The organism is Janibacter anophelis NBRC 107843, assembly GCF_001570945.1.
In the GTDB taxonomy this organism is placed as follows: Bacteria; Actinomycetota; Actinomycetes; order Actinomycetales; family Dermatophilaceae; genus Janibacter; species Janibacter anophelis.
In genome coordinates, this window is sequence record NZ_BCSQ01000060.1 from 1 (window position 1) to 19,434 (window position 19,434).

Annotated in this window: 19 protein-coding genes and 1 tRNA gene; 12 read left to right on the forward strand and 8 right to left on the reverse strand. The window is 69.1% G+C overall.

Annotated elements, in window-relative coordinates; all coding sequences use genetic code 11:
• Positions 1-247: hypothetical protein (locus JAN01S_RS17410; protein WP_218000049.1), on the reverse strand; the 247-nt coding region annotated here is incomplete at its 3' end.
• A gap of 17 nt (positions 248-264) precedes the next feature.
• On the opposite strand from JAN01S_RS17410, the gene JAN01S_RS13755 reads away from it, so the two are divergent.
• Together JAN01S_RS13755 and JAN01S_RS16730 are read left to right on the forward strand one after the other, a co-directional pair.
• Positions 265-1,848: a sodium-dependent transporter gene (locus tag JAN01S_RS13755; protein ID WP_068319186.1), complete on the forward strand. Its 1,584-nt coding sequence runs from the start codon at positions 265-267 to the stop codon at positions 1,846-1,848.
• Positions 1,845-1,985: a methionine/alanine import family NSS transporter small subunit gene (locus tag JAN01S_RS16730; RefSeq protein ID WP_084360269.1), complete on the forward strand. Its 141-nt coding sequence runs from the start codon at positions 1,845-1,847 to the stop codon at positions 1,983-1,985. Before JAN01S_RS13755 ends, JAN01S_RS16730 begins: the two co-directional genes overlap by 4 nt.
• 534 nt (positions 1,986-2,519) lie before the next feature.
• Here JAN01S_RS16730 and JAN01S_RS13760 read toward each other — a convergent pair.
• Positions 2,520-2,592, reverse strand: a tRNA-Arg gene (locus JAN01S_RS13760).
• 95 nt (positions 2,593-2,687) lie between these two features.
• Here JAN01S_RS13760 and argS point away from each other — a divergent pair.
• From argS to JAN01S_RS17415, 8 genes are all read left to right on the forward strand, one after another.
• A complete protein-coding gene (gene argS, locus JAN01S_RS13765; RefSeq protein ID WP_068319187.1) occupies positions 2,688-4,331 on the forward strand; it encodes an arginine--tRNA ligase in 1,644 nt (547 codons plus the stop codon).
• Between the two features lie 20 nt (positions 4,332-4,351).
• On the forward strand, positions 4,352-5,815 hold the full coding sequence (gene lysA, locus JAN01S_RS13770) for a diaminopimelate decarboxylase (RefSeq protein WP_068319200.1): 1,464 nt from the start codon (positions 4,352-4,354) through the stop codon (positions 5,813-5,815).
• Complete coding sequence (locus tag JAN01S_RS13775) at positions 5,812-7,134, forward strand: homoserine dehydrogenase (protein ID WP_068319188.1); 1,323 nt, start codon at positions 5,812-5,814, stop codon at positions 7,132-7,134. Before lysA ends, JAN01S_RS13775 begins: the two co-directional genes overlap by 4 nt.
• Before the next feature lies 1 nt (position 7,135).
• A complete protein-coding gene (thrC, locus tag JAN01S_RS13780) occupies positions 7,136-8,236 on the forward strand; it encodes a threonine synthase (protein ID WP_068319189.1) in 1,101 nt (366 codons plus the stop codon).
• Positions 8,237-8,238: 2 nt separating this feature from the next.
• Positions 8,239-9,171 (forward strand): homoserine kinase, encoded by a 933-nt coding sequence (thrB, locus tag JAN01S_RS13785; protein ID WP_068319190.1) that lies wholly within the window; start codon positions 8,239-8,241, stop codon positions 9,169-9,171.
• A 296-nt stretch (positions 9,172-9,467) separates the two neighbouring features.
• Positions 9,468-11,513, forward strand: a complete 2,046-nt coding sequence (gene rho, locus JAN01S_RS13790) for a transcription termination factor Rho (RefSeq protein WP_068319191.1) — start codon at positions 9,468-9,470, stop codon at positions 11,511-11,513.
• Between the two features lie 308 nt (positions 11,514-11,821).
• Positions 11,822-12,196: a response regulator transcription factor gene (locus tag JAN01S_RS13795; protein WP_068319192.1), complete on the forward strand. Its 375-nt coding sequence runs from the start codon at positions 11,822-11,824 to the stop codon at positions 12,194-12,196.
• Between the two features lie 2 nt (positions 12,197-12,198).
• Complete coding sequence (locus JAN01S_RS17415) at positions 12,199-13,290, forward strand: HEAT repeat domain-containing protein (protein WP_068319193.1); 1,092 nt, start codon at positions 12,199-12,201, stop codon at positions 13,288-13,290.
• Positions 13,291-13,359: 69 nt separating this feature from the next.
• On the opposite strand, the gene JAN01S_RS13805 is transcribed toward JAN01S_RS17415, so the two are convergent.
• The 6 genes from JAN01S_RS13805 to JAN01S_RS13830 form a co-directional block, all read right to left on the reverse strand.
• Entirely contained in the window at positions 13,360-13,965 is a 606-nt protein-coding gene (locus tag JAN01S_RS13805; RefSeq protein WP_084360270.1) for a nucleotidyltransferase family protein, read from the reverse strand.
• Entirely contained in the window at positions 13,962-14,477 is a 516-nt protein-coding gene (locus tag JAN01S_RS13810) for a GNAT family N-acetyltransferase (RefSeq protein ID WP_068319194.1), read from the reverse strand. The genes JAN01S_RS13805 and JAN01S_RS13810 overlap by 4 nt, the downstream gene beginning before the upstream one ends.
• Before the next feature lie 52 nt (positions 14,478-14,529).
• Positions 14,530-15,087, reverse strand: a complete 558-nt coding sequence (locus JAN01S_RS13815) for a 2'-5' RNA ligase family protein (RefSeq protein ID WP_068319195.1) — start codon at positions 15,085-15,087, stop codon at positions 14,530-14,532.
• Positions 15,084-15,665, reverse strand: a complete 582-nt coding sequence (locus JAN01S_RS13820) for a recombinase family protein (protein ID WP_068319202.1) — start codon at positions 15,663-15,665, stop codon at positions 15,084-15,086. The genes JAN01S_RS13815 and JAN01S_RS13820 overlap by 4 nt, the downstream gene beginning before the upstream one ends.
• Before the next feature lie 315 nt (positions 15,666-15,980).
• Positions 15,981-16,568, reverse strand: a complete 588-nt coding sequence (locus JAN01S_RS13825; RefSeq protein ID WP_068319196.1) for a recombinase family protein — start codon at positions 16,566-16,568, stop codon at positions 15,981-15,983.
• Positions 16,569-16,754: 186 nt separating this feature from the next.
• Positions 16,755-17,159, reverse strand: coding sequence for a heavy metal-responsive transcriptional regulator (locus JAN01S_RS13830; protein ID WP_068319197.1), 405 nt, complete (start codon positions 17,157-17,159; stop codon positions 16,755-16,757).
• A 54-nt stretch (positions 17,160-17,213) separates the two neighbouring features.
• On the opposite strand from JAN01S_RS13830, the gene JAN01S_RS13835 reads away from it, so the two are divergent.
• Positions 17,214-17,528, forward strand: coding sequence for an alkylmercury lyase (locus tag JAN01S_RS13835; protein ID WP_068319198.1), 315 nt, complete (start codon positions 17,214-17,216; stop codon positions 17,526-17,528).
• Entirely contained in the window at positions 17,525-18,874 is a 1,350-nt protein-coding gene (locus JAN01S_RS13840; RefSeq protein WP_068319199.1) for a dihydrolipoyl dehydrogenase family protein, read from the forward strand. Before JAN01S_RS13835 ends, JAN01S_RS13840 begins: the two co-directional genes overlap by 4 nt.
• The last annotated feature ends 560 nt before the right edge of the window (positions 18,875-19,434 follow it).

The following is a 19,434-nucleotide window of genomic DNA, read 5'->3' on the forward strand; positions in this document are numbered from 1 at the left end:
GGGTGTTGCCGGCGTTGTCGGTCGCGGTGATCGCGGTCGGCTGGCGGCCTCGCACCTCGATCAACGTGCCCCGGTGGCTGAGGTGCGACGGAGGAGCCTCGAAGCCAGGTGCCGTGATCTCGAGGCTTCGGCCGCGGGCGGCCTTTGCACCTCGATCAGCGGAGGTCACGCGGGCGTGAAGATCCCGCCGGCGGCGTGGCACACGCCACATCGGCGGCGAATACTGGAGCATGCTGGGGTTCAACATCGATCAGGAGTGTGAGCATGTCCAGCACAGAGGCCACAGAGGTCAAGCCCCGGGAGGGCTTCTCCTCACGCAAGGTCTTCATCTTCGCGGCCATCGGGTCCGCGGTCGGCCTCGGCAACATCTGGCGCTTCCCGTACGTCGCGTACGAAGGGGGTGGTGGCGCCTTCGTCATCCCGTACCTCATCGCGCTGCTCTTCGCGGGCATCCCGCTGCTCTACCTCGACTACTCGATCGGGCACCGCTTCCGCGGGTCGGCTCCGCTCTCCCTTCGCCGGCTGGGCCGTGGTGCCGAGTGGCTCGGCTGGTGGCAGGTGCTCATCTGCATCGTCATCGCCGTGTACTACGCGGCGATCCTGGCGTGGGCCGGCAAGTACACGCTGCTGTCCTTCACCAAGGGCTGGGGTGACGACCCGGAGGGCTACCTGTTCGGCAACTACCTGCAGGCGGCCGAGACGCCCGGCACGACCTTCGACTTCGTGCCCGAGATCTCGCTCACGATGCTCCTCTTCTGGGCGATCACCATCGGAGTCCTCGCCATGGGTGTCCAGGCCGGCATCGGCCGCACCGCGGTCATCTTCATCCCGGTGCTCGTCGCCGCCTTCATCGTCCTGGTCATCATCGCCCTGACCCTCGACGGCGCCGGGGAGGGGCTCAACACCTTCTTCACCCCGAACTGGGCGGCGCTCAAGGACACCGGCGTGTGGACCTCGGCCGTGGGGCAGATCTTCTTCAGCCTGTCCGTCGGATTCGGCATCATGATCACCTACTCCAGCTATGTCTCCCGCAAGACCGACATGACCGGCTCCGGTGCCGTCGTCGCCTTCTCCAACTCCGGCTTCGAGCTGCTCGCCGGCATCGGTGTCTTCGCCGCCCTCGGTTTCATGGCCCAGGCGTCGGGGACCGAGGTCAGCGAGGTCGTGGCCAGCGGGATCGGCCTGGCCTTCGTCGCCTTCCCCGCGATCATCAACGAGGCGCCCTTCGGTGCCGTGCTGGGCGTGCTCTTCTTCGGCTCGCTCGTCCTCGCCGGTCTCACCTCGCTCATCTCGATCATCGAGGTCGTCATCGGTGCCATCCGTGACAAGGTCGGGATCTCCCGCCGGGCCGCGACCTTCATCGTCGGCATCCCGATGGCGATCGCCAGCATCCTCATGTTCTCCACGACCGGTGGCCTCTACCTGCTCGACACGGTGGACGCGTTCGTCAACAGCTTCGGCATCCTCGCGGTGGCGACGGTGATGATGCTCGCCGTCTCCGGCGTCATGGCCAAGCTGCCCACGCTCGAGCGGCACATGGACCGGGTCAGCTCGATCAAGCTCGCGGTGTGGTGGCGGTGGCTCATCGGCGTGATCCTGCCGATCGTCCTCATCATCATGCTCGTCCAGGAGCTCGACACGAAGGTGGCCGAGCCCTACGGGGGCTACCCCGAGGACCTGCTCAATGTCTTCGGATGGGGCATGGCGGCAGCCCTGCCCATCATCGCCATCGGCCTCTCGCTCATCCCGTGGCGTCGTGGGACCGTCCTCAGCGACGACCCCGACGAGATCGCGGCTGCCGAGGAAGCCGAGGATGCACTGCTCGTCGACGGAGGTGACACAGCATGACCACCACGGCCATCATCATGATGATCGTCGCGATGCTCACCATCTGGGGCGGGCTCGTCCTCGCGATCATCAACCTCAGCAAGCGCGGTGACGTCGCCGACTCCGCCCGCGACGCGGAGCTGCGCCGGGACCTGTAGGGCACCGCCGCAGGAGTCTCCGGATTTCCGGGTGACCCGATGAACCCCGGCTTCGCAAGAGTTTCGGACCCTTGCGAAGCCGGGGTTTGTCGTGCTCAGCCCGACCCGGGGCGAAGGGAGGACGCCGCGCCGGTCGGCGGGTGGTGCGGGGCGGCTCGCGGGGATGTGGGGGCTGGCGACGACTCCGGTGGTGACTCGCCTGACTCAGGTGCCGGTGTCGGCTCGGCACCCACGCCCGAGATCCCGCGGGTCGTGCACACGGGCTGAGGCGACCCCCTTCGTCCTCGCCCGGCAGCGTTGATGTCGCTTGGTTGCGTTGGTGTCACCTGGTTGTCCCTCTCCGGGCAGCCAGGTGGCGGCAACGACGACGGGCCCGAAGGGGGGCGCGCTTGGTCTCGAGGCTCGTCGCAGAGCTCCTCGCACCGCCCACGCGTACGTGGGACCCAGACCAGCGTGTGGCTCTCGCACCTCGACCGGCGTTGGGGGAGACGACGAAGGGCCGCCAGCGGGTGCTGGCGGCCCCTCGAAATTTTGCGCCCCCGGCAGGATTCGAACCTGCGGCCCCTGGTACCGGAAACCAGTGCTCTATCCCCTGAGCTACGGAGGCGGGATTGTGCCCGGTGAGATTAGCACCGGCGGCGCCCGTCCCGAGAATCGGCCGCCGCCACGGCCACCCCTGACTCACACCTAGACTGGGCGACCGTGACCCCCGAAGAGCTTGCTGCAGCGATCCGTGCCGCCCTGACCGCCGCCGTCGAGGCCGGCGAACTGGCCGTCGAGGTGCCCACCGAGATCCGCGTGGAGCGACCGAAGCAGAAGGGCCACGGCGACTGGACGAGCAACATCGCCATGCAGCTGGCCAAGCCGGCCGGCATGAAGCCGCGTGACGTCGCCGCCGTCGTCGCCGAGCGCCTCGGCGCCACCGACGGCGTGGCCGACATCGAGATCGCCGGACCCGGATTCCTCAACATCACCCTCGACGCCGCGTCTGCGGGCGCGCTCGCCCGCAGCATCGTCGAGGCGGGCGCCGACTACGGGCGCAACGAGGTCATGGCCGGCCACACGATCAACCTCGAGTTCATCTCCGCCAACCCGACCGGCCCCCTTCACATCGGCCACACCCGCTGGGCCGCGCTGGGCGACTCGATGCGCCGCCTGCTCGACGCCTCCGGCGCCGACGTCACCGCCGAGTACTACATCAACGACGCGGGCGCCCAGATGGACAACTTCGGCGCCTCCGTCCTCGCCAGTGCGAAGGGGGAGCCCACCCCCGAGGGCGGCTACCCGGGTGCGTACGTCGACGACCTCGCACGGACCGCGCTCGAGGCCCGCCCCGACCTGCTCGAGCTGCCCGAGGATGAGGCGCTCGCCGTCGCCCGCCAGCTCGGCTACGAGGCCCAGCTCGCCGACATCCGCTCGACCCTCGACGACTTCGGCGTGCACTTCGACGTCTGGTTCTCGGAGAAGACGCTGCACGACGGCGGTGCCGTCGAGTCCGCGATCGCCCGGCTGCGCGAGCAGGGGCACGTCGACGACCGGGACGGCGCGGTGTGGCTGCGCACCACCGACTTCGGCGACGACAAGGACCGCGTGATGATCCGCGCGGACGGCGTGCCGACCTACTTCGCCGCCGACGCCGCGTACTACCTGAGCAAGAAGGACCGCGGCTTCCCCGAGAAGATCTACCTCCTCGGCGCCGACCACCACGGCTACATCGGCCGGCTCAAGGCGATCGCGGCCTGCGCGGGCGACGACCCGGCGACCAACATCGAGATCCGCATCGGCCAGCTGGTCAACCTCGACGGCGCCAAGCTGTCCAAGCGCGCCGGCAACATCATCGAGCTGCGCGACCTCGTCTCGTGGATCGGCTCCGACGCCGTGCGTTACTCCCTGGCGCGGTACCCCGCGGACAGCCCGCTGAGCCTCGACGGCGAGGAGCTGCGCAAGCAGACCAACGACAACCCCGTCTTCTACGTGCAGTACGCCCATGCCCGCACGGCCAATGTCGCGCGTCTGGCGGCCGAGGACGGCGTGCTGCGCGAGGACGGCTTCGACCCCAGCCTGCTCTCGGACCCGACCGAGGCCAGCCTGCTCGCGGCCCTCGGCGACTTCCCCCGCGTCGTCGCCCACGCCGCCGAGCTGCGCGAGCCGCACCGCGTCGCGCGCTACCTCGAGGGCCTGGCCGGGCACTTCCACAAGTGGTACGACACCTGCCGCGTGCGCCCTCGCTCCGACGAGGAGACGACCGACGTGCACCGCACCCGCCTGTGGCTCAACGACGCCACCCGCCAGGTGCTCGCCAACGGTCTCGACCTGCTCGGCGTCTCCGCGCCCGAACGGATGTGAGGTAGACGATGGCGACCAACATGAGGGCCCACGAGGCCGGCATCCTCCACGCCGACGGCTACGGCGCCGCCCCCCAGTGGCTGCCGTACCCGCAGGACGTCATGGAGCTGCTGCCGCAGCTGTGGCCGGCCAACGTCCAGCGCGACGCGGGCGGCGTGCTCACCGTCGCCGGCGTGCCGGTGACCGACATCGCCCGCGACTTCGGCACCGCCGCCTATGTCGTCGACGAGGACGACTTCCGGGCGCGGGCGCGCGCCTTCCGCGATGACTTCACCGCTCCCTTCGCCGCCGTGGCCGGAGCCGACGTCTACTACGCCGGCAAGGCCTTCCTGTGCTCCGCGGTCGCCCGCTGGGTCATGGAGGAGGGGCTGGGCCTCGACACGTGCAGCGGCGGCGAGCTCGCCGTGGCGCAGCGCGTCGGCTTCCCGGGCGAGCGGATCGCGTTGCACGGCAACAACAAGTCCGTGCCCGAGCTGCGCCAGGCGCTCGAGTACGGCGTCGGTCGGATCGTCGTCGACTCCTTCGCCGAGATCGACCGCGTCGCCCAGGTGGCGAGCGAGCTCGGCGTCACCGCACCGGTCATGGTCCGCGTGACCGTCGGCGTCGAGGCGCACACCCACGAGTTCATCGCGACCGCGCACGAGGACCAGAAGTTCGGCTTCTCCCTCGCCGGCGGGCAGGCCCGGGAGGCGATCGACGCGATCGTGGCGAAGGGGGAGTCCCTGCGCCTGCTCGGCCTGCACAGCCACATCGGCAGCCAGATCTTCGACGTGTCCGGATTCGAGATCGCCGCGCGGCGGCTCGTCGCGCTGCACACCGAGGTCGCCGACGAGCACGGGATCGCGATGCCGGAGATGGACCTCGGCGGTGGCTACGGCATCGCCTACACCTCCGAGCACGCGCCCCTGACCCCGCGCGAGCTCGGCACGCAGATGGCCGAGCTCGTCGACCGAGAGCTCAAGGAGTTCCGCGACGGGCACCCCGGCGCGGTGCTGCCGCGCATCTCGATCGAGCCGGGCCGCGCGATCGCCGGGCCGAGTGCCTTCACCCTCTACGAGATCGGCACGGTCAAGGACGTCGAGATCAGCCACGGCGTGCTGCGCTCCTACGTCAGTGTCGACGGCGGCATGAGCGACAACGTGCGCACCGCCCTCTACGGCGCCGACTACTCGTGCACGCTCGCCGGCCGTCGCTCCGACGCCGAGCCGCGCCTCGTGCGCGTCGTCGGCCGGCACTGCGAGAGCGGTGACATCGTCGTCATGGACGAGTACCTGCCCGGCGACATCGTCCCCGGCGACCTCATCGCGGTGCCGGGCACGGGCGCGTACTGTCGCAGCCTGTCCAACCAGTACAACCACACCCCGCGCCCGCCGGTCCTCGCGGTGCGGGACGGTGCCGCCCGCGTCATCGTCCGGCGCGAGACGATCGAGGACCTGCTCGCCCTCGACGTCGACGAACCCAGCCCGTCACAGGAGGTCCGATGACCGCTCCAGCGCAGACCCCCCTTCGCGTCGCCCTGCTCGGCGGCGGAGTCGTCGGCGGCAGCGTCGCCCGGCTGCTGACCGCGCAGGCCGACGACCTGGCCCAGCGCATCGGCCGGCCGCTCGAGATCGTCGGCATCGCGGTGCGGCGCGCCGGCCGCGACCGCTCGGACCTGGGTCTCGACCCGTCGATCTTCACCACCGACGCCGAGGAGCTGGTGACCCGCGCCGACATCGTCGTCGAGGTCATCGGCGGCATCGAGCCGGCCCGCGGCCTGATCCTGCGGGCGATGGAGCACGGCGCCTCGGTCGTCACGGCCAACAAGGCGCTGCTCGCCGAGGACGGCCCGACCCTCTACGCCGCCGCGGCCGAGCACGGCGTCGACCTGTACTTCGAGGCCGCGGTCGCGGGCGCGATCCCGATCCTGCGCCCGATCCGCGACTCGCTCGCCGGCGACTCGATCCGGCGGGTCATCGGCATCGTCAACGGCACGACCAACTTCGTGCTCGACGCGATGGACACGACCGGTGCGGGCTTCGCCGAGACCGTCGAGCGGGCGCAGGCCCTGGGCTACGCCGAAGCCGACCCGACGGCCGACGTCGAGGGCTTCGACGCCGCGGCCAAGGCCGCGATCCTGTCCTCCCTCGCCTTCCACTCCCGGGTCGCCAGCGCCGACGTCCACCGCGAGGGCATCACCGAGGTGAGCGCCCGCGACATCGCCGCCGCGCACGAGATGGGTTGCACCGTCAAGCTGCTCGCGATCTGCGAGCGGGTCGTCGGGCCCGATGGGCAGGAGGGCATCTCCGCCCGCGTGCATCCCGCGCTCATCCCGCTGACGCACCCGCTGGCCTCGGTCCGCGAGGCCTACAACGCGGTCTTCGTCGAGGCCGAGGGCGCCGGCGAGCTGATGTTCTACGGGCAGGGCGCCGGTGGCGACCCGACCGCCAGCGCCGTCCTCGGCGACCTCGTCGCCGTGGCCCGCGCTCGGGTCACCGGTGGCCGCGGCCCGGGGGAGAGCGCCTACGCCGACCTGCCGGTGCTGCCGATCGGTGAGGCGATCACCCGCTACCACGTCAGCCTCGAGGTTGCCGACAAGCCGGGCGTGCTGGCCTCTGTCGCAACGGTCTTCGCCACCCACGGCGTCTCGATCGAGACCGTCCGGCAGCAGGTCGTCACCGACGACGACGGGGCGGCCCGGGCGATGCTCATCATCGTCACCCACGCGGCGACCGATGCCGCGCTCTCCGCGACCGTCACCGAGCTCGACGGGCTCGACGCGGTCAACGAGGTCACCTCCGTCATGCGTGTTGAAGGGAACTGACATGGCCCACCAGTGGCGCGGCGTCATCACCGAGTACGCCGACCGGCTGCCGATGCTGGCCGGTGCCCCCACCGTCACCCTGCGCGAAGGGGGCACCCCCCTCATCCCCGCCGAGCACCTCAGCGAGCTCGTCGGCGCGCAGGTGCACGTCAAGTACGAGGGCCTGAACCCCACCGGCTCCTTCAAGGACCGGGGCATGACCGCGGCCATGTCGATGGCGGCGGCGAAGGGGGCCAAGGCCGTCATCTGCGCGTCCACCGGCAACACCTCGGCCTCGGCCGCGGCGTACGCCACCAAGGCCGGGATGACCTGCGCCGTCCTCGTGCCCGAGGGCAAGATCGCGATGGGCAAGCTCTCCCAGGCGATCGCGCACGGCGCGACGCTGCTGCAGGTCGACGGCAACTTCGACCACTGCCTGGACGTGGCCCGCAAGCTCGCCGAGGCCTACCCGGTCGAGCTGGTCAACTCGGTCAACCCGGCGCGCATCGAGGGGCAGAAGACCGCCTCCTTCGAGATCGTCGACGCGCTCGGCGACGCTCCCGACATCCACTGCCTGCCGGTCGGCAACGCCGGCAACATCACCGCGTACTGGCGCGGCTACCAGGAGTACGCGTCCTCGACCGAGGGTGTCTCCGGCACGCTCGCGCCGGTCGCGACCCGCACCCCGCAGATGTGGGGCTTCCAGGCCGCCGGGTCCGCGCCCATCGTGCTCGGGCACCCCGTCGACGAGCCGGACACCATCGCGACCGCCATCCGCATCGGCAACCCCGCGTCGTGGCAGCAGGCCGAGCAGGCCCGCGACGACTCCGGCGGTCGGATCGAGGCGGTCACCGACGAGGAGATCCTCGACGCCCACCGGATCCTGTCCTCGCGCGAGGGCATCTTCGTCGAGCCGGCGTCGGCGGCCTCGGTCGCCGGTCTGCTCAAGGCCTCGGCCGCGGGACTCGTGCCGCAGGACGCGACGATCGTCTGCACGGTCACCGGCCACGGCCTCAAGGACCCGCAGTGGGCGCTGAAGAACGCTGACGGCAGCGACATCGCGCCCGTGCGCGTGCCGGCCGAGGCCTACGCGATCGCCGGCGAGCTCGGCCTGCAGGACTGAGCGTGACGATCCCCGTCGGGACGACGGTCACCGTCAGGGTGCCCGCGTCCAGCGCCAACCTGGGCCCCGGGTTCGACTGCGTTGGGCTGGCGCTCGGTGTCTGGGACGAGTGCACGGTCACCGTGGCCGAGTCCGGGCTGCTCGTCGAGGTGGAGGGCTCGGGTGCCGACGCGGTCCCGCGCGACGAGAGCCACCTCGTCGTGCGCACGATGGTCACGGCCTGGCAGCACCTCGGTGTGCCCACGCCCGCCGGCCTGCACCTGAGCGCGACCAACTCCGTGCCGCACGGCCGGGGGATGGGCTCGTCCGCCACGGCGATCGTCAGCGGCGTCGCGGCCGCGCACGCGCTCGCGGTGCGCGGGGGAGTGCTCGCCGCCGAGGAGCTCGACCTCACGGCGATCAACGCGATCGCCAGCGCGCTCGAAGGGCACCCCGACAATGCCTCGGCGAGCGTCTTCGGCGGGGCGACGCTCTCGGTGACCGACGCGGGCGAGCCGTTGCCGCGGACCCGGACCGTCCCCCTTCGCCTGCATGCCGACGTCGAGGCGGTCGTCCTCGTGCCGGAGACGACGCTCAGCACGCACACGGCCCGCTCGGTGCTGCCCGAGGTCGTGCCGCTGGCCACCGCCGCGGCGAACTCGGCCCGCACCGGCCTGCTCGTCCACGCCCTGACGAGCGCGCCCGACCTGCTGCTCGCCGGGACCGCAGACCTGTTGCACCAGGAGGCCCGCCGGCCGAGCTACCCGCACAGCATGGCGCTCGTCGACGCGCTGCGTGCCGAGGGGCTGGCCGCGACGATCTCCGGCGCAGGGCCCTCGGTCCTCGTGCTCACGCAGGGAGATCGGGTCGCCGACGTGCGACGCATCGCCGAGCAGGCGGCCGGCTGGCAGGTGCTCACCCCCGGCGTCCCCGAGCGCGGCGTCCAGCTCGTCTGAGTCCCCACCGCGCGCAGCTGCCCGGGCGGATGCGCGCACGGGACGGACGCAGGGGGACACGCGCCGCGACGTGTGGTGTGCGGCGGGTGCAGTGATACATTGGGCGTGCTCCAACGAGCTCGGTGCATCGACGATCCAGTCGAGTTGTACATCAGGGCGGGGAGCTTCCCCCCACGTGAGCGTTCGCTCCCACGGGTGCGACGCACGGTCGTGGGGTCATCACCAGAATTCCCGCTCTTGACGGGACTCATCAGGCCTGCCCTGTGCGACAGGCCCTACGAGGGAAAGGGTCCTTCGTGACCGACACCACCACTGGCGACACGACCGCTCCCGCGACCGCGGAGCAGCCTCGCCGATCCGGCGCCCTGAGCGCCATGCGCCTCGCCCAGCTCCAGCAGCTCGCCTCGAGCATGGGGATCACCGGCACGGCCAAGATGCGCAAGAGCGACCTGATCACCGCCATCCGGGCACAGCAGTCCGGCTCCTCCGCCCCGGCCGACAAGCCGGCGAAGGCCGCCAAGTCCGCCCCCAAGGCCGCGGCCGACCAGGGCGCCGCGGAGCAAGGCGCGCCGAGCGTCGCCGCCTCCGAGCCGGCTGCCGGTGCCTCCGGCCGTGACCCGCGTGGTGACTCGGCCGCGAGCAGCGACGCCCCCGAGGCCGGTCGCGAGCAGTCCCGCCGTGAGCGCGGCGAGCAGGGCGAGCGCACCGACGAGCGTGGCCAGGACCGCAGTGGCGACCGGGGCAGTGACCGCGGTGGCGACCGGGGCAACGACCGCAACCGCAACGACGGTGGGCAGGGCCGCGGCAACGACCAGTCCGGCAACCGGGGCCAGGGCGGTCGTAACGACAACCAGGGTCGCACCAACGACCGCAACCAGGGTGGCAACGACTCCCAGGGGGGTCGCAACCAGGGCGGTCGCAACAACGACAACCAGGGCGGCAACGACCGCAACCAGGGCGGCAACGACCGCAACCAGGGTGGTCGCAACAACGACAACCAGGGCGGCCGCAACCAGGGTGGTCGCAACGACAACCAGGGCGGCAACGACGACGAGCGGGGTGGCCGTCGCAGCCGCAACCGCAATCGCAACCGCAACCGGGACAAGCGCCGCGGGGGCCAGCAGTTCGACGACACCGAGCCGCAGATCACCGAGGACGACGTGCTCGTCCCGGTCGCGGGCATCCTCGACGTCCTCGACAACTACGCCTTCGTGCGCACTTCCGGCTACCTGCCCGGGCCCAACGACGTCTACGTCCCGCTCGGCATGGTCAAGCGCAACGGCCTGCGCAAGGGTGACGCGGTCACCGGCCAGATCAAGGCCGCCCGCGAGGGCGAGGAGCCGCAGCAGCAGACGATCAACGCCAAGGGCGCGCGCGGCAAGTACAGCCCGCTCGCCAAGCTCGACACGATCAACGGCATGTCGGCCGAGGACGCCAAGCGTCGCGCGGACTTCGGCAAGCTGACGCCGCTGTACCCGCAGGACCGCCTCCGCCTGGAGACCGAGTCCAACATCCTCACGACGCGGATCATCGACCTCGTGGCCCCGATCGGCAAGGGCCAGCGTGGCCTCATCGTCGCCCCGGCCAAGGCCGGCAAGACGATGGTCATGCAGTCGATCGCCAACGCGATCACGACCAACAACCCCGAGTGCCACCTCATGGTCGTGCTCGTCGACGAGCGTCCCGAGGAGGTCACGGACATGCAGCGCGCGGTCAAGGGCGAGGTCATCTCCTCGACCTTCGACCGCCCGGCCGACGACCACACCACGGTCGCCGAGCTGGCCATCGAGCGCGCCAAGCGCCTCGTCGAGATGGGCCACGACGTCGTCGTGCTCCTCGACTCGATCACCAAGCTCGGTCGCGCCTACAACCTCGCCGCCCCGGCGAGCGGGCGCATCCTCTCCGGTGGTGTCGACTCCGCGGCGCTGTACCCGCCGAAGAAGTTCTTCGGTGCGGCCCGCAACATCGAGAACGGCGGCTCGCTGACGATCCTGGCGACCGCGCTCGTCGAGACCGGCTCGCGCATGGACGAGGTGATCTTCGAGGAGTTCAAGGGCACGGGCAACATGGAGCTCAAGCTCGACCGTGGCCTGGCCAACCGCCGCATCTTCCCGGCCGTCGACGTCAACGGCTCCGGCACCCGCCGCGAGGAGATCCTCCTCGCGCCCGAGGAGCTGAAGATCATGTGGAAGCTGCGTCGCGTCCTCGCGGCCCTCGACACCCAGCAGGGCGTCGAGCTGCTCCTCGACCGGCTGCGCAAGACCAAGACGAACTACGAGTTCCTCATGCAGGTCCAGCAGACCAGCTCGATCAAGCTCGGCGACGAGGACGAGACCGCCTGATCGCACCTCGCCACGAGCGAAGGGGGGTCGACGCGCACGCCGCGCGTCGGCCCCCCTTCGTGACGCTTGCAGAGCAAACTCCTCAGGGCGACGCCTTCGTGACGCGTGCAGAGCAAGCTCCTCAGTGCGAGGCCCTCGTGACGCTTGTAGAGCAAGCTCCTCAGGGCGACGCCTTCGTGACGCGTGCAGAGCACGCTCCTCAGTGCGAGGCCTTCGTCGTCGCCACTCCTCGTCCGCACCCCCCGTCCTGCAGGAGCGCGACATCCCTCATAAGGCTGGGAGACAACGCTTCCCGACGAGAGGGTGACATGGGTGACAGGACGGTCGTCGTGGCCGACGACGACGCCGACATCCGCGACCTCGTGACGTTCAAGCTCGACAACGCGGGCTTCACCGTGGTGCCGGCCGCCGACGGGGACGAGGCGCTCGACCTGGTGCTCGAGCACCGACCCGACCTGGCGCTGCTCGACGTGATGATGCCGGGGCGCTCCGGGCTCGACGTGCTGCGCAGCATCCGTGCCGACGACTCGCTCGCCGGCACGCGGGTCATCCTGCTCACCGCGCGGGCCCGTGACGTCGACGTCGACGCAGGCTTCAGCACGGGTGCCGACGACTACCTCACCAAGCCCTTCAGCCCCCGCGAGCTGGTCCACCGGGTCACCGCCCTCATCGGCCGCGACTGACCGTGGACGAGATCGTCGTCCAGCCCTGGCTGCTGCGGCTCAGCCTGTGGGTCATGCTCGCGACCGCGGTCGCGCTCACCGCGGCGATCGTCCTCGCGCGCCTCACCCGCGCCCGACGACGGCGGGCCATGACCCGCCGTGTCGGACCCCTGCGGCAGGACGTCCTGGCGCTGGTCTCGGGGGAGGACGACGGGGACTCCGAGCAGCGGTTGAGCGCCCTGCGCGGCCCGTCCGTCGAGCTCGTCGCCCCCGTGCTCATCGGCTACCTCAGCAAGATCCGCGGCACGCCGGCGCAACGCATCGTCGACGTCCTCGTCGCACACGGCATCGTCCGTCGCGCCCGAGCAGGACTGGCCCCCTGGCCCGGCACCCGGCGGGCGCGGTCGGCCTGGGTGCTCGGGGTCATGCGTATCCGCGACGCCGTCGCCGAGGTCCTCCCGCGGCTGCAGGACCGTGACCGCGGGGTCGCGGTGACCGCGGCCCGCTCGCTCGGGATGCTCGGCGACGCCGAGGCGGCCGACGAGCTGCTGCGGTCCGTCGCCCCCGCCCGCCGCGGGCGCGGCGACCTGCCGGTGTGGGTGGTCGTCGAGGCGCTCGTGGGTCTCGACGCCGGTGCGGCCGGCGCGGTCGGACGAGCCCTCGACGCCGACGACCCCTCCACCCGCACGGCGGCCGCCATGACCGCCGGCCGGGCACAGCATCTGTCGCTGCGCCCCCTCCTGCGCGAGCGACTCGAGCACGAGCGCCAGCCCGTCGTGCTCGCCGCTCTGGCCGAGGCCCTCGGTGCCCTCGGTGACCCGGCCGACGTCGGGCCGCTCGCCGGGCTCGTCGCCGACGACCACCCGCGCTCCGTGCGGCTGGCTGCGGCCCGGGCCCTCGGTGAGCTCGGTGACGACCGGGCTCGCACGGCCCTGGGTGCCCTGCTCGCCGACACCGACCCGCGCGTCGGGGAGCTCGCGGCCGACGTGCTCGTCGGCCTCGGGCCGGCCGGCGTCGCCGAGGTCGAGCGTCGCGCACTCGAGCCCGAGTGCGCCGCCGCGGCCGACCTCGGGCTGGCCATGCACTCCCTTCGCCGGACCGCCGGGAGGCGCTGATGGACGACGTGCTCGAGCCCGCGACCCCGGTCGTCGAGGCGATCTTCGGGGCCATCGCGCTCCCCGTGGTCACTGAGACATCTCATCCTGCGATCGCCACGGCTCGTAGCTGAGGTTTGGCCAACGCTCGCCATATTGACTGACCTTGGCTTCGTACACGTGCTGAGGGGCCAACCGTCGGTTGGGGCGCATGTGCATAGCGAAGACGTCCTCGAGACCGAAGGGGGCGTACACGCGCAGGCCAGCACGGTCTCGTGTGACCGCGACACAGCAGGTGGTCGAGGCAAAGGCGTCGACGGCATCAGTGGCACTCACGAAGGGTGGGATGGACACTCCAAACTTCGCTTCGTACCAAACGTGGACGCGCGCCTCGTTCCGTACCTCGATCATCGCCGGAAGGTCTGCGAAAAGCTCCCGTGCTCTGCGGATGACGATGTCCTCGGCCTGCCAGCTCATGTCAGAGTCGTCGAAGTAGAAGATGTCGTAGTCCCGGATGCCGTACCCCGCCGGGCGGCCCTCCACGGCGTTCCACACGTTCTGGAAGACGGCCCCTGCTGTCAGCCACCACTCCTCAAGACGCAGCGCCGGAAGCCGCTCCAGCAGTACTCGGCAAATGGGGTCGGCAAGCACGGCGTCCAACAGCGCAGTTTCGAGCTGCTCGACTTGGGTGCTCACTGAGACACCTCGATGCCTCCCTGGGACTCGGCACTGGATTCCTCGAGCACCAAAGTCATGAACACACTGTTCGGATCGTCCTCGTACGTCCCAAACGGTTCGCAATCACTGAAGCCGGCTTTGCGATAGAAGGCTCGGGCTGGAGCGAAGAAGGCCATACTCCCAGTCTCCAGCAACACCCTCTTCACACCCCGCAATCGCGCATCGTGCAGTGCGTGGTCGAGCAACAGGGACGCGACGCCTGCTCCGCGCCGAGCCGGCGCAGTCCTCATGCTCTTCAGCTCCTCACGACCCTCGGTCATCGCCGCCAGGGCGACGGTTCCGACAACGTCTCCATCCTCAACTGCAACCCACATTTGAACGCTGGGGTCGCGCAGGGCGTCCACATCCAAAGCGTGCCGGCTCTCATCGGGTGCTGTCGGAGCAATGTCGTCTAGGTGCTCCCGCAGGAACGCCACCAACGCATGATCCTCGAAGTCAGCCTCAACGACTGCAAACGTCGGCGTGGTCATTGAGCCCCTTCCTTCTGCGCCTTGGCGCGCTTAAGCGTGCGGTACACGGTGGTCACTGCGACGCCTCGGGCCCCAGCGTGAAGCTGCTTTCTCGTGTCCAGTGTCCAGACGACTGCTCAACCAGCAGTGACACGTGGGTTGTTGTCGCGCGGATGGGAAGTCGGGGCCGGAGGGAGGCCTCTGCAGCGCGCATGGCATCGATCGGTGCGTGGTCGGCGACGGTCAGGTGCGGTATCACTTCGGCGTGCACGCCGCCGTATGGCGAGTAATCAGGAAACTGGGTTGTCACGAGCCCGGTGAGACTCCGCAGGTGCTCGTCCCCATCGGAGGCCAGCCACAGGACTTCGTCACCGAACCACCTGACGTCGAGGAACGACTGCTCGAAGGACGGCGCCCGACGAAAGAGCGCCTCGAGACGTGTCACAAGGTCAGCATCGACTTGGTCCGCGGTGACGAAGGGAAATAGCACGGTGACATGGGGTGGCACTCCCTTGCCAGCCATCGGGTCCAGGTCACGACGGATGTTGGCAACGGCGTCATCGACCTCCGGCACCTCGACCACGAGGGCCGTGCGTCGCACGCTCAGGCGTCCCCTCTTCGTCGTGGTCACTGCGACCCCTCCCGCATCTTCTTCGCTCGGTCGATCGTGCGGTAGATCGTCGCTCGATCCACTCCGTAGTCCTGGGCAAGTTCCCCTGGCGTGGTCGTCCCTGACTCGTACTCAGTGAGCACCTTCATGTGCTGGCGCTGCGAGAGCTTGGGCGGCTTGCCGTTGAGCCGACCCTTGGCCCGAGCGACGGCCAATCCTTCCTTCGTCCGCATCGAGATCATGTCGGCCTCAAACTCGGCGACGGCCGCGAGTGTGGTCAGGAAGAACTTGCCGAAGGGGTCGGTGGGGTCGTAGATCGCACCCGCCATCTGGAGAGCAACCCCACGCGCATGCAGGTCGTGCGTGATGTCCCTCAGGTCGGGCACCGACCTACCGAGCCGGTCGAGCTTCGTGACCACGAACGTGTCCCCCTCGCGCGTAGCCGCGATCGCCGACTGGAGACCGGGCCGGGCGGCCGTGCGGCCGGTCAACTTGTCTGTGTAGATCCGCTCGGCATCGACGCCAAGCCGCTCCAGACCCTCGACCTGGGCCGCCAGGTCCTGCTTATCGCGACTCACACGCGCGTACCCGATCAGCACCACTCCCCCTTCCCTCACGACGAACCATGGCCACAGCCTTCCGTCGCGGTTGACGTTGATTACTGCGATTCTATCGCGCACACGTCAAACGCGACAGGCTGTGTGCGCTCGAATCGGTGAGCGATCGCACTTGTCGAGAAGCGCTCTAAATTGGAGCAACGCGATTTCTATCTAAGATACGAAGATTCTGGTTGGGCGCACTCCGCCGATGAGGCCGTGCGGCATGGTGTCGCGTCCAGTCAAGGTGGTCGGCGCTACTGGGTGTCAAAGGCCGATGGCTCGTTGATATTCAGCCCTGGCGGGTATCTGGCGCGGTCAGGAGTCCTGTGACTGGGCGGTGGCGTTGTGGCGGTAGAACGTGGCGCGGGACCACCCCACGAGTCGGGCCGCGTCTGTGGCGGTGCGTCCTTTGGCGCGTGCATCGTTGACGATCGCGAGCTTCTCGGCGATCACGGCTGGCTCCACGCGGGGTCGCCCGAACTGGGTGCCGGAGGCTTTGGCTGCGGCGATGCCGGCATTGACCCGTTCTGTGATCAGCTCCCGCTCGTATTCAGCCAAGGTGGCGAGCATGTTCAGCATCAGCCGTCCACTGGTGGTGGCTGGGTCGATGCCGTCTTGGATGGAGCGGATGCCGATGCCGGACTCGCGCAGCAGGGTCACCGTGTTCAGCACGTCGATCAGTGAGCGCCCCAGCCGGTCCACTCGCCAGACCACGACCGTGTCTCCAGCGGTGGCGTACTCCAGGAGTCGGCGCATCCCTGGACGTTGCGCTGCGTTCTTGCTGCCCGAGGTCACATCCGAGAAAACGTCCCGAGCCTCGACCCCGGCCGTGGCCAGCGCGTCCAACTGCAACTGCGCGTCCTGACTAGCCGTGCTGATTCTCGTGTACCCCAGAAGTCTCACCCACCCATCCTGCCTCAAAAACCCTTCCGGTGACGTCAGCTGAGACGTTTCTCGTCGAGACACTTTTCCGAGACACTTCTGCAGCCGCAGAACCGCGAGAGCTCGGTCCTCGGCAGCGACGTCACGTCGTGTCTCATCAACCTGTAGTTTTTCGAGACGGACCCGCCGGTGCGGACAATGACGGCCTTACGGCAGGGGCTGCGGGATGACGTTGCAGATGCTCCGCTCCGAACACATTGCTGGATCCAGGGTCGAGCTGGTCGTGAGCATGCCGACGATTTCCTTTTCCAGGCGCACGAGTTCTCGTTGACGGGCTCTGACTTCATCAAGTTTGCCGGTGAGCAGCGAGTGCACATGCGAGCATGGTGCCTGCCCATCCTCCCGGAGGGCGAGAACCCCGGCGATGTCGGACAGCGTTAACCCCGCGGTTTGAGCGGCGCGAATGAACCCGATTCGGGAAGCGACACCGTCGTCATAGACCCGGTAACCGTTGCTTTGTCGGTTCGGGGCCGGAATGAGGCCCTCGCGTTCGTAGAAGCGGAGGGTCTGAGTACTGACTCCCGTGGTGGCGGCGAGGTCTCCAATGTGCATGCCCTCATCTCACCACTTGACCTTGTACCGGGCTGCAACGTTTACGGTCGGTGCATGGAGATCACGTTGCAGTACTTCGATGGGTGCCCGAACTGGGAGACAGCCGCGGATCGCCTCGCGGTGATCGCCGCGGAACGATCCGACGTCACAGTGAGTCGGCAGCTCATCGAGACGCAGGAGGAAGCGGAAGCGGTCAACTTCCGCGGATCGCCCACTTTTCTGGCCGACGGCGTGCCACTGTTCCCCGCGCCGGAGGCTCCGCCTGGCCTGTCATGCCGGGTGTATTTGACACCTTCAGGTCTTACCGGGTCGCCCACGACAGAGCAGATCCGTGACGCCATCATGAACATCGAAGCGGGCACCCGATGAGTGACGCGTTCGATCTGCTGGTCATCGGTGCCGGCATGGCGGGTACATCCGCCGCGAACAAGTGCGCCTCACAGGGCTGGCGGGTCGGGATCGTGGACTCGCTGCCCTACGGCGGGACCTGCGCGCTGCGGGGATGCGACCCGAAAAAGATCCTCCGGCGCGGCGCCGAAATCGTCGATGCCGCCCGCCTGATGAACGACACCGGCATCACAGAAGGCGGCCTCCGCGTCGACTGGCCGGCCCTGATGCAGCGCAAGCGTGGCTTCACCGACGGTGTTCCCAAAGGCATGGAAGACGAACTCACCGGCAACGGCGCCACCACCTTCCACGGCCACGCCGAGTTCACCGGCCCGAACACCCTCAGCATCGACGGCACCACCCACGAGGCCGACCGGTTCCTCATCGCAACCGGCGCCACCCCGGGGCCCCTGACATTCCCCGGTGCGGAACACCTCATCGACAGCACCCAGTTCCTCGACCTCGACGCCTTGCCGCCACGGATCGTGTTCCTCGGCGGCGGGTTCATCTCGTTCGAGTTCGCACACATCGCAGCCCGCGCCGGCGCGCGGTGCACAATCATCGACCACGGCCCGCGGCCCCTGCGCGAGTTCGACGCCGACCTGGTGGAGCTGCTGACCGCCCGCACCGAACAGGCCGGCATCCGCGTTCACCGAAACACCGACGTCACCGCTGTCGAGGTCACCCCTGACGGGTTCCAGATCAGCCTCGACGGCCAAGGCACGACCACCCGTCTTGACGCGGACCTGGTTGTTCATGGAGCCGGTCGCGTCCCTAACCTCGAAGGCCTCGACCTGGACGCTGCCGGTATCGCCAGCAGCCCACGCGGGATCAGCGTCGCTAGGCACCTGCAAAGCACCACCAACCCCGCCGTCTATGCCGCAGGAGATGCCGCCGACACCGCAGGACGACCCCTGACCCCCGTGGCCGTGTTCGAGGGAAAAGTCGCCGCGTCGAACATGCTCAAGGGCACTAGGTCAGCGCCGGACTACACCGGGGTCCCCACGACCGTGTTCACCATCCCGGAACTCAACCGCGTCGGCCTCCTCGAAGAGGAAGCCGCCACAAGCCACAACACCGCCATCCGTTACACGGACACGAGCAACTGGTACTCCACCTATCGGGTGGCCGAGACGACCTCCGCTGCCAAGATCATCATCGATACTGACACCGACCAGATCCTCGGCGCACACCTCCTCGGCCCCGGCTACTCCGAACTGATCAACACCTTCGGCATCGCCATTAAACTCGGCCTCACCACCCGGCAACTCAAATCCACCACCGCTACCTATCCGTCCCTCGGCTCCGACCTCGGCTCGCTGCTGTAGCTGAGCATGTCAAAAGGAGCGCTGTCAGCACATGACCACGGATAAAGACTTCGTCTGCTCCTGCTGTGGACGCGCGTACGAAAGGCGGAGGCTTCATGCTCTCGGGGAGAATGCCTTCATCTGCCGCCGCTGCGGCCTCTACGTCGCTCTGCGACTACGGCACGATCCGGTCGACGACTAGCGCTCACGCGCTTGCCAAGAGTCCGGCGAGGGAGTCGAGGGCGCCCGGCACCAGCGCGTAATAACGTGCAAGCCGGAGACTAGTCACCGTGTCGGCCCCGTGCGTCAACGAGCGATCACAAAACACCGCCAGAGACCGCAAAAGTCCACAGACAGGCCTTCGGAGGTCAGCGCGGTGAGCGGTCACTATGCCCGAGGTGTCGCGTTTGACGATCGTCACCGCACACCCGCGTTTGGTCGCCAGCCGGTCGCCTTGCCCACCTCTCCTCGACTCGATGGCTTCCGAGCCGGACCACTACTGAGCCGAGGTATCTGGGGACCTCCTGCGCGGCTGGCCGACAGTGGCGGCTTGGTGACTCAGAACCTGACGTCACCGAGCC

Coding starts and splice junctions, on each gene's coding strand:
- JAN01S_RS13755 (WP_068319186.1), top strand. CDS start 265: ATGTCCAGCACAGAGGCCACAGAGGTCAAGCCCCGGGAGGGCTTCTCC.
- JAN01S_RS16730 (WP_084360269.1), top strand. CDS start 1,845: ATGACCACCACGGCCATCATCATGATGATCGTCGCGATGCTCACCATC.
- lysA (WP_068319200.1), top strand. CDS start 4,352: ATGAGGGCCCACGAGGCCGGCATCCTCCACGCCGACGGCTACGGCGCC.
- JAN01S_RS13775 (WP_068319188.1), top strand. CDS start 5,812: ATGACCGCTCCAGCGCAGACCCCCCTTCGCGTCGCCCTGCTCGGCGGC.
- thrC (WP_068319189.1), top strand. CDS start 7,136: ATGGCCCACCAGTGGCGCGGCGTCATCACCGAGTACGCCGACCGGCTG.
- JAN01S_RS13795 (WP_068319192.1), top strand. CDS start 11,822: ATGGGTGACAGGACGGTCGTCGTGGCCGACGACGACGCCGACATCCGC.
- JAN01S_RS13810 (WP_068319194.1), bottom strand. CDS start 14,477: ATGACCACGCCGACGTTTGCAGTCGTTGAGGCTGACTTCGAGGATCAT.
- JAN01S_RS13830 (WP_068319197.1), bottom strand. CDS start 17,159: ATGCACATTGGAGACCTCGCCGCCACCACGGGAGTCAGTACTCAGACC.
- JAN01S_RS13835 (WP_068319198.1), top strand. CDS start 17,214: ATGGAGATCACGTTGCAGTACTTCGATGGGTGCCCGAACTGGGAGACA.
- JAN01S_RS13840 (WP_068319199.1), top strand. CDS start 17,525: ATGAGTGACGCGTTCGATCTGCTGGTCATCGGTGCCGGCATGGCGGGT.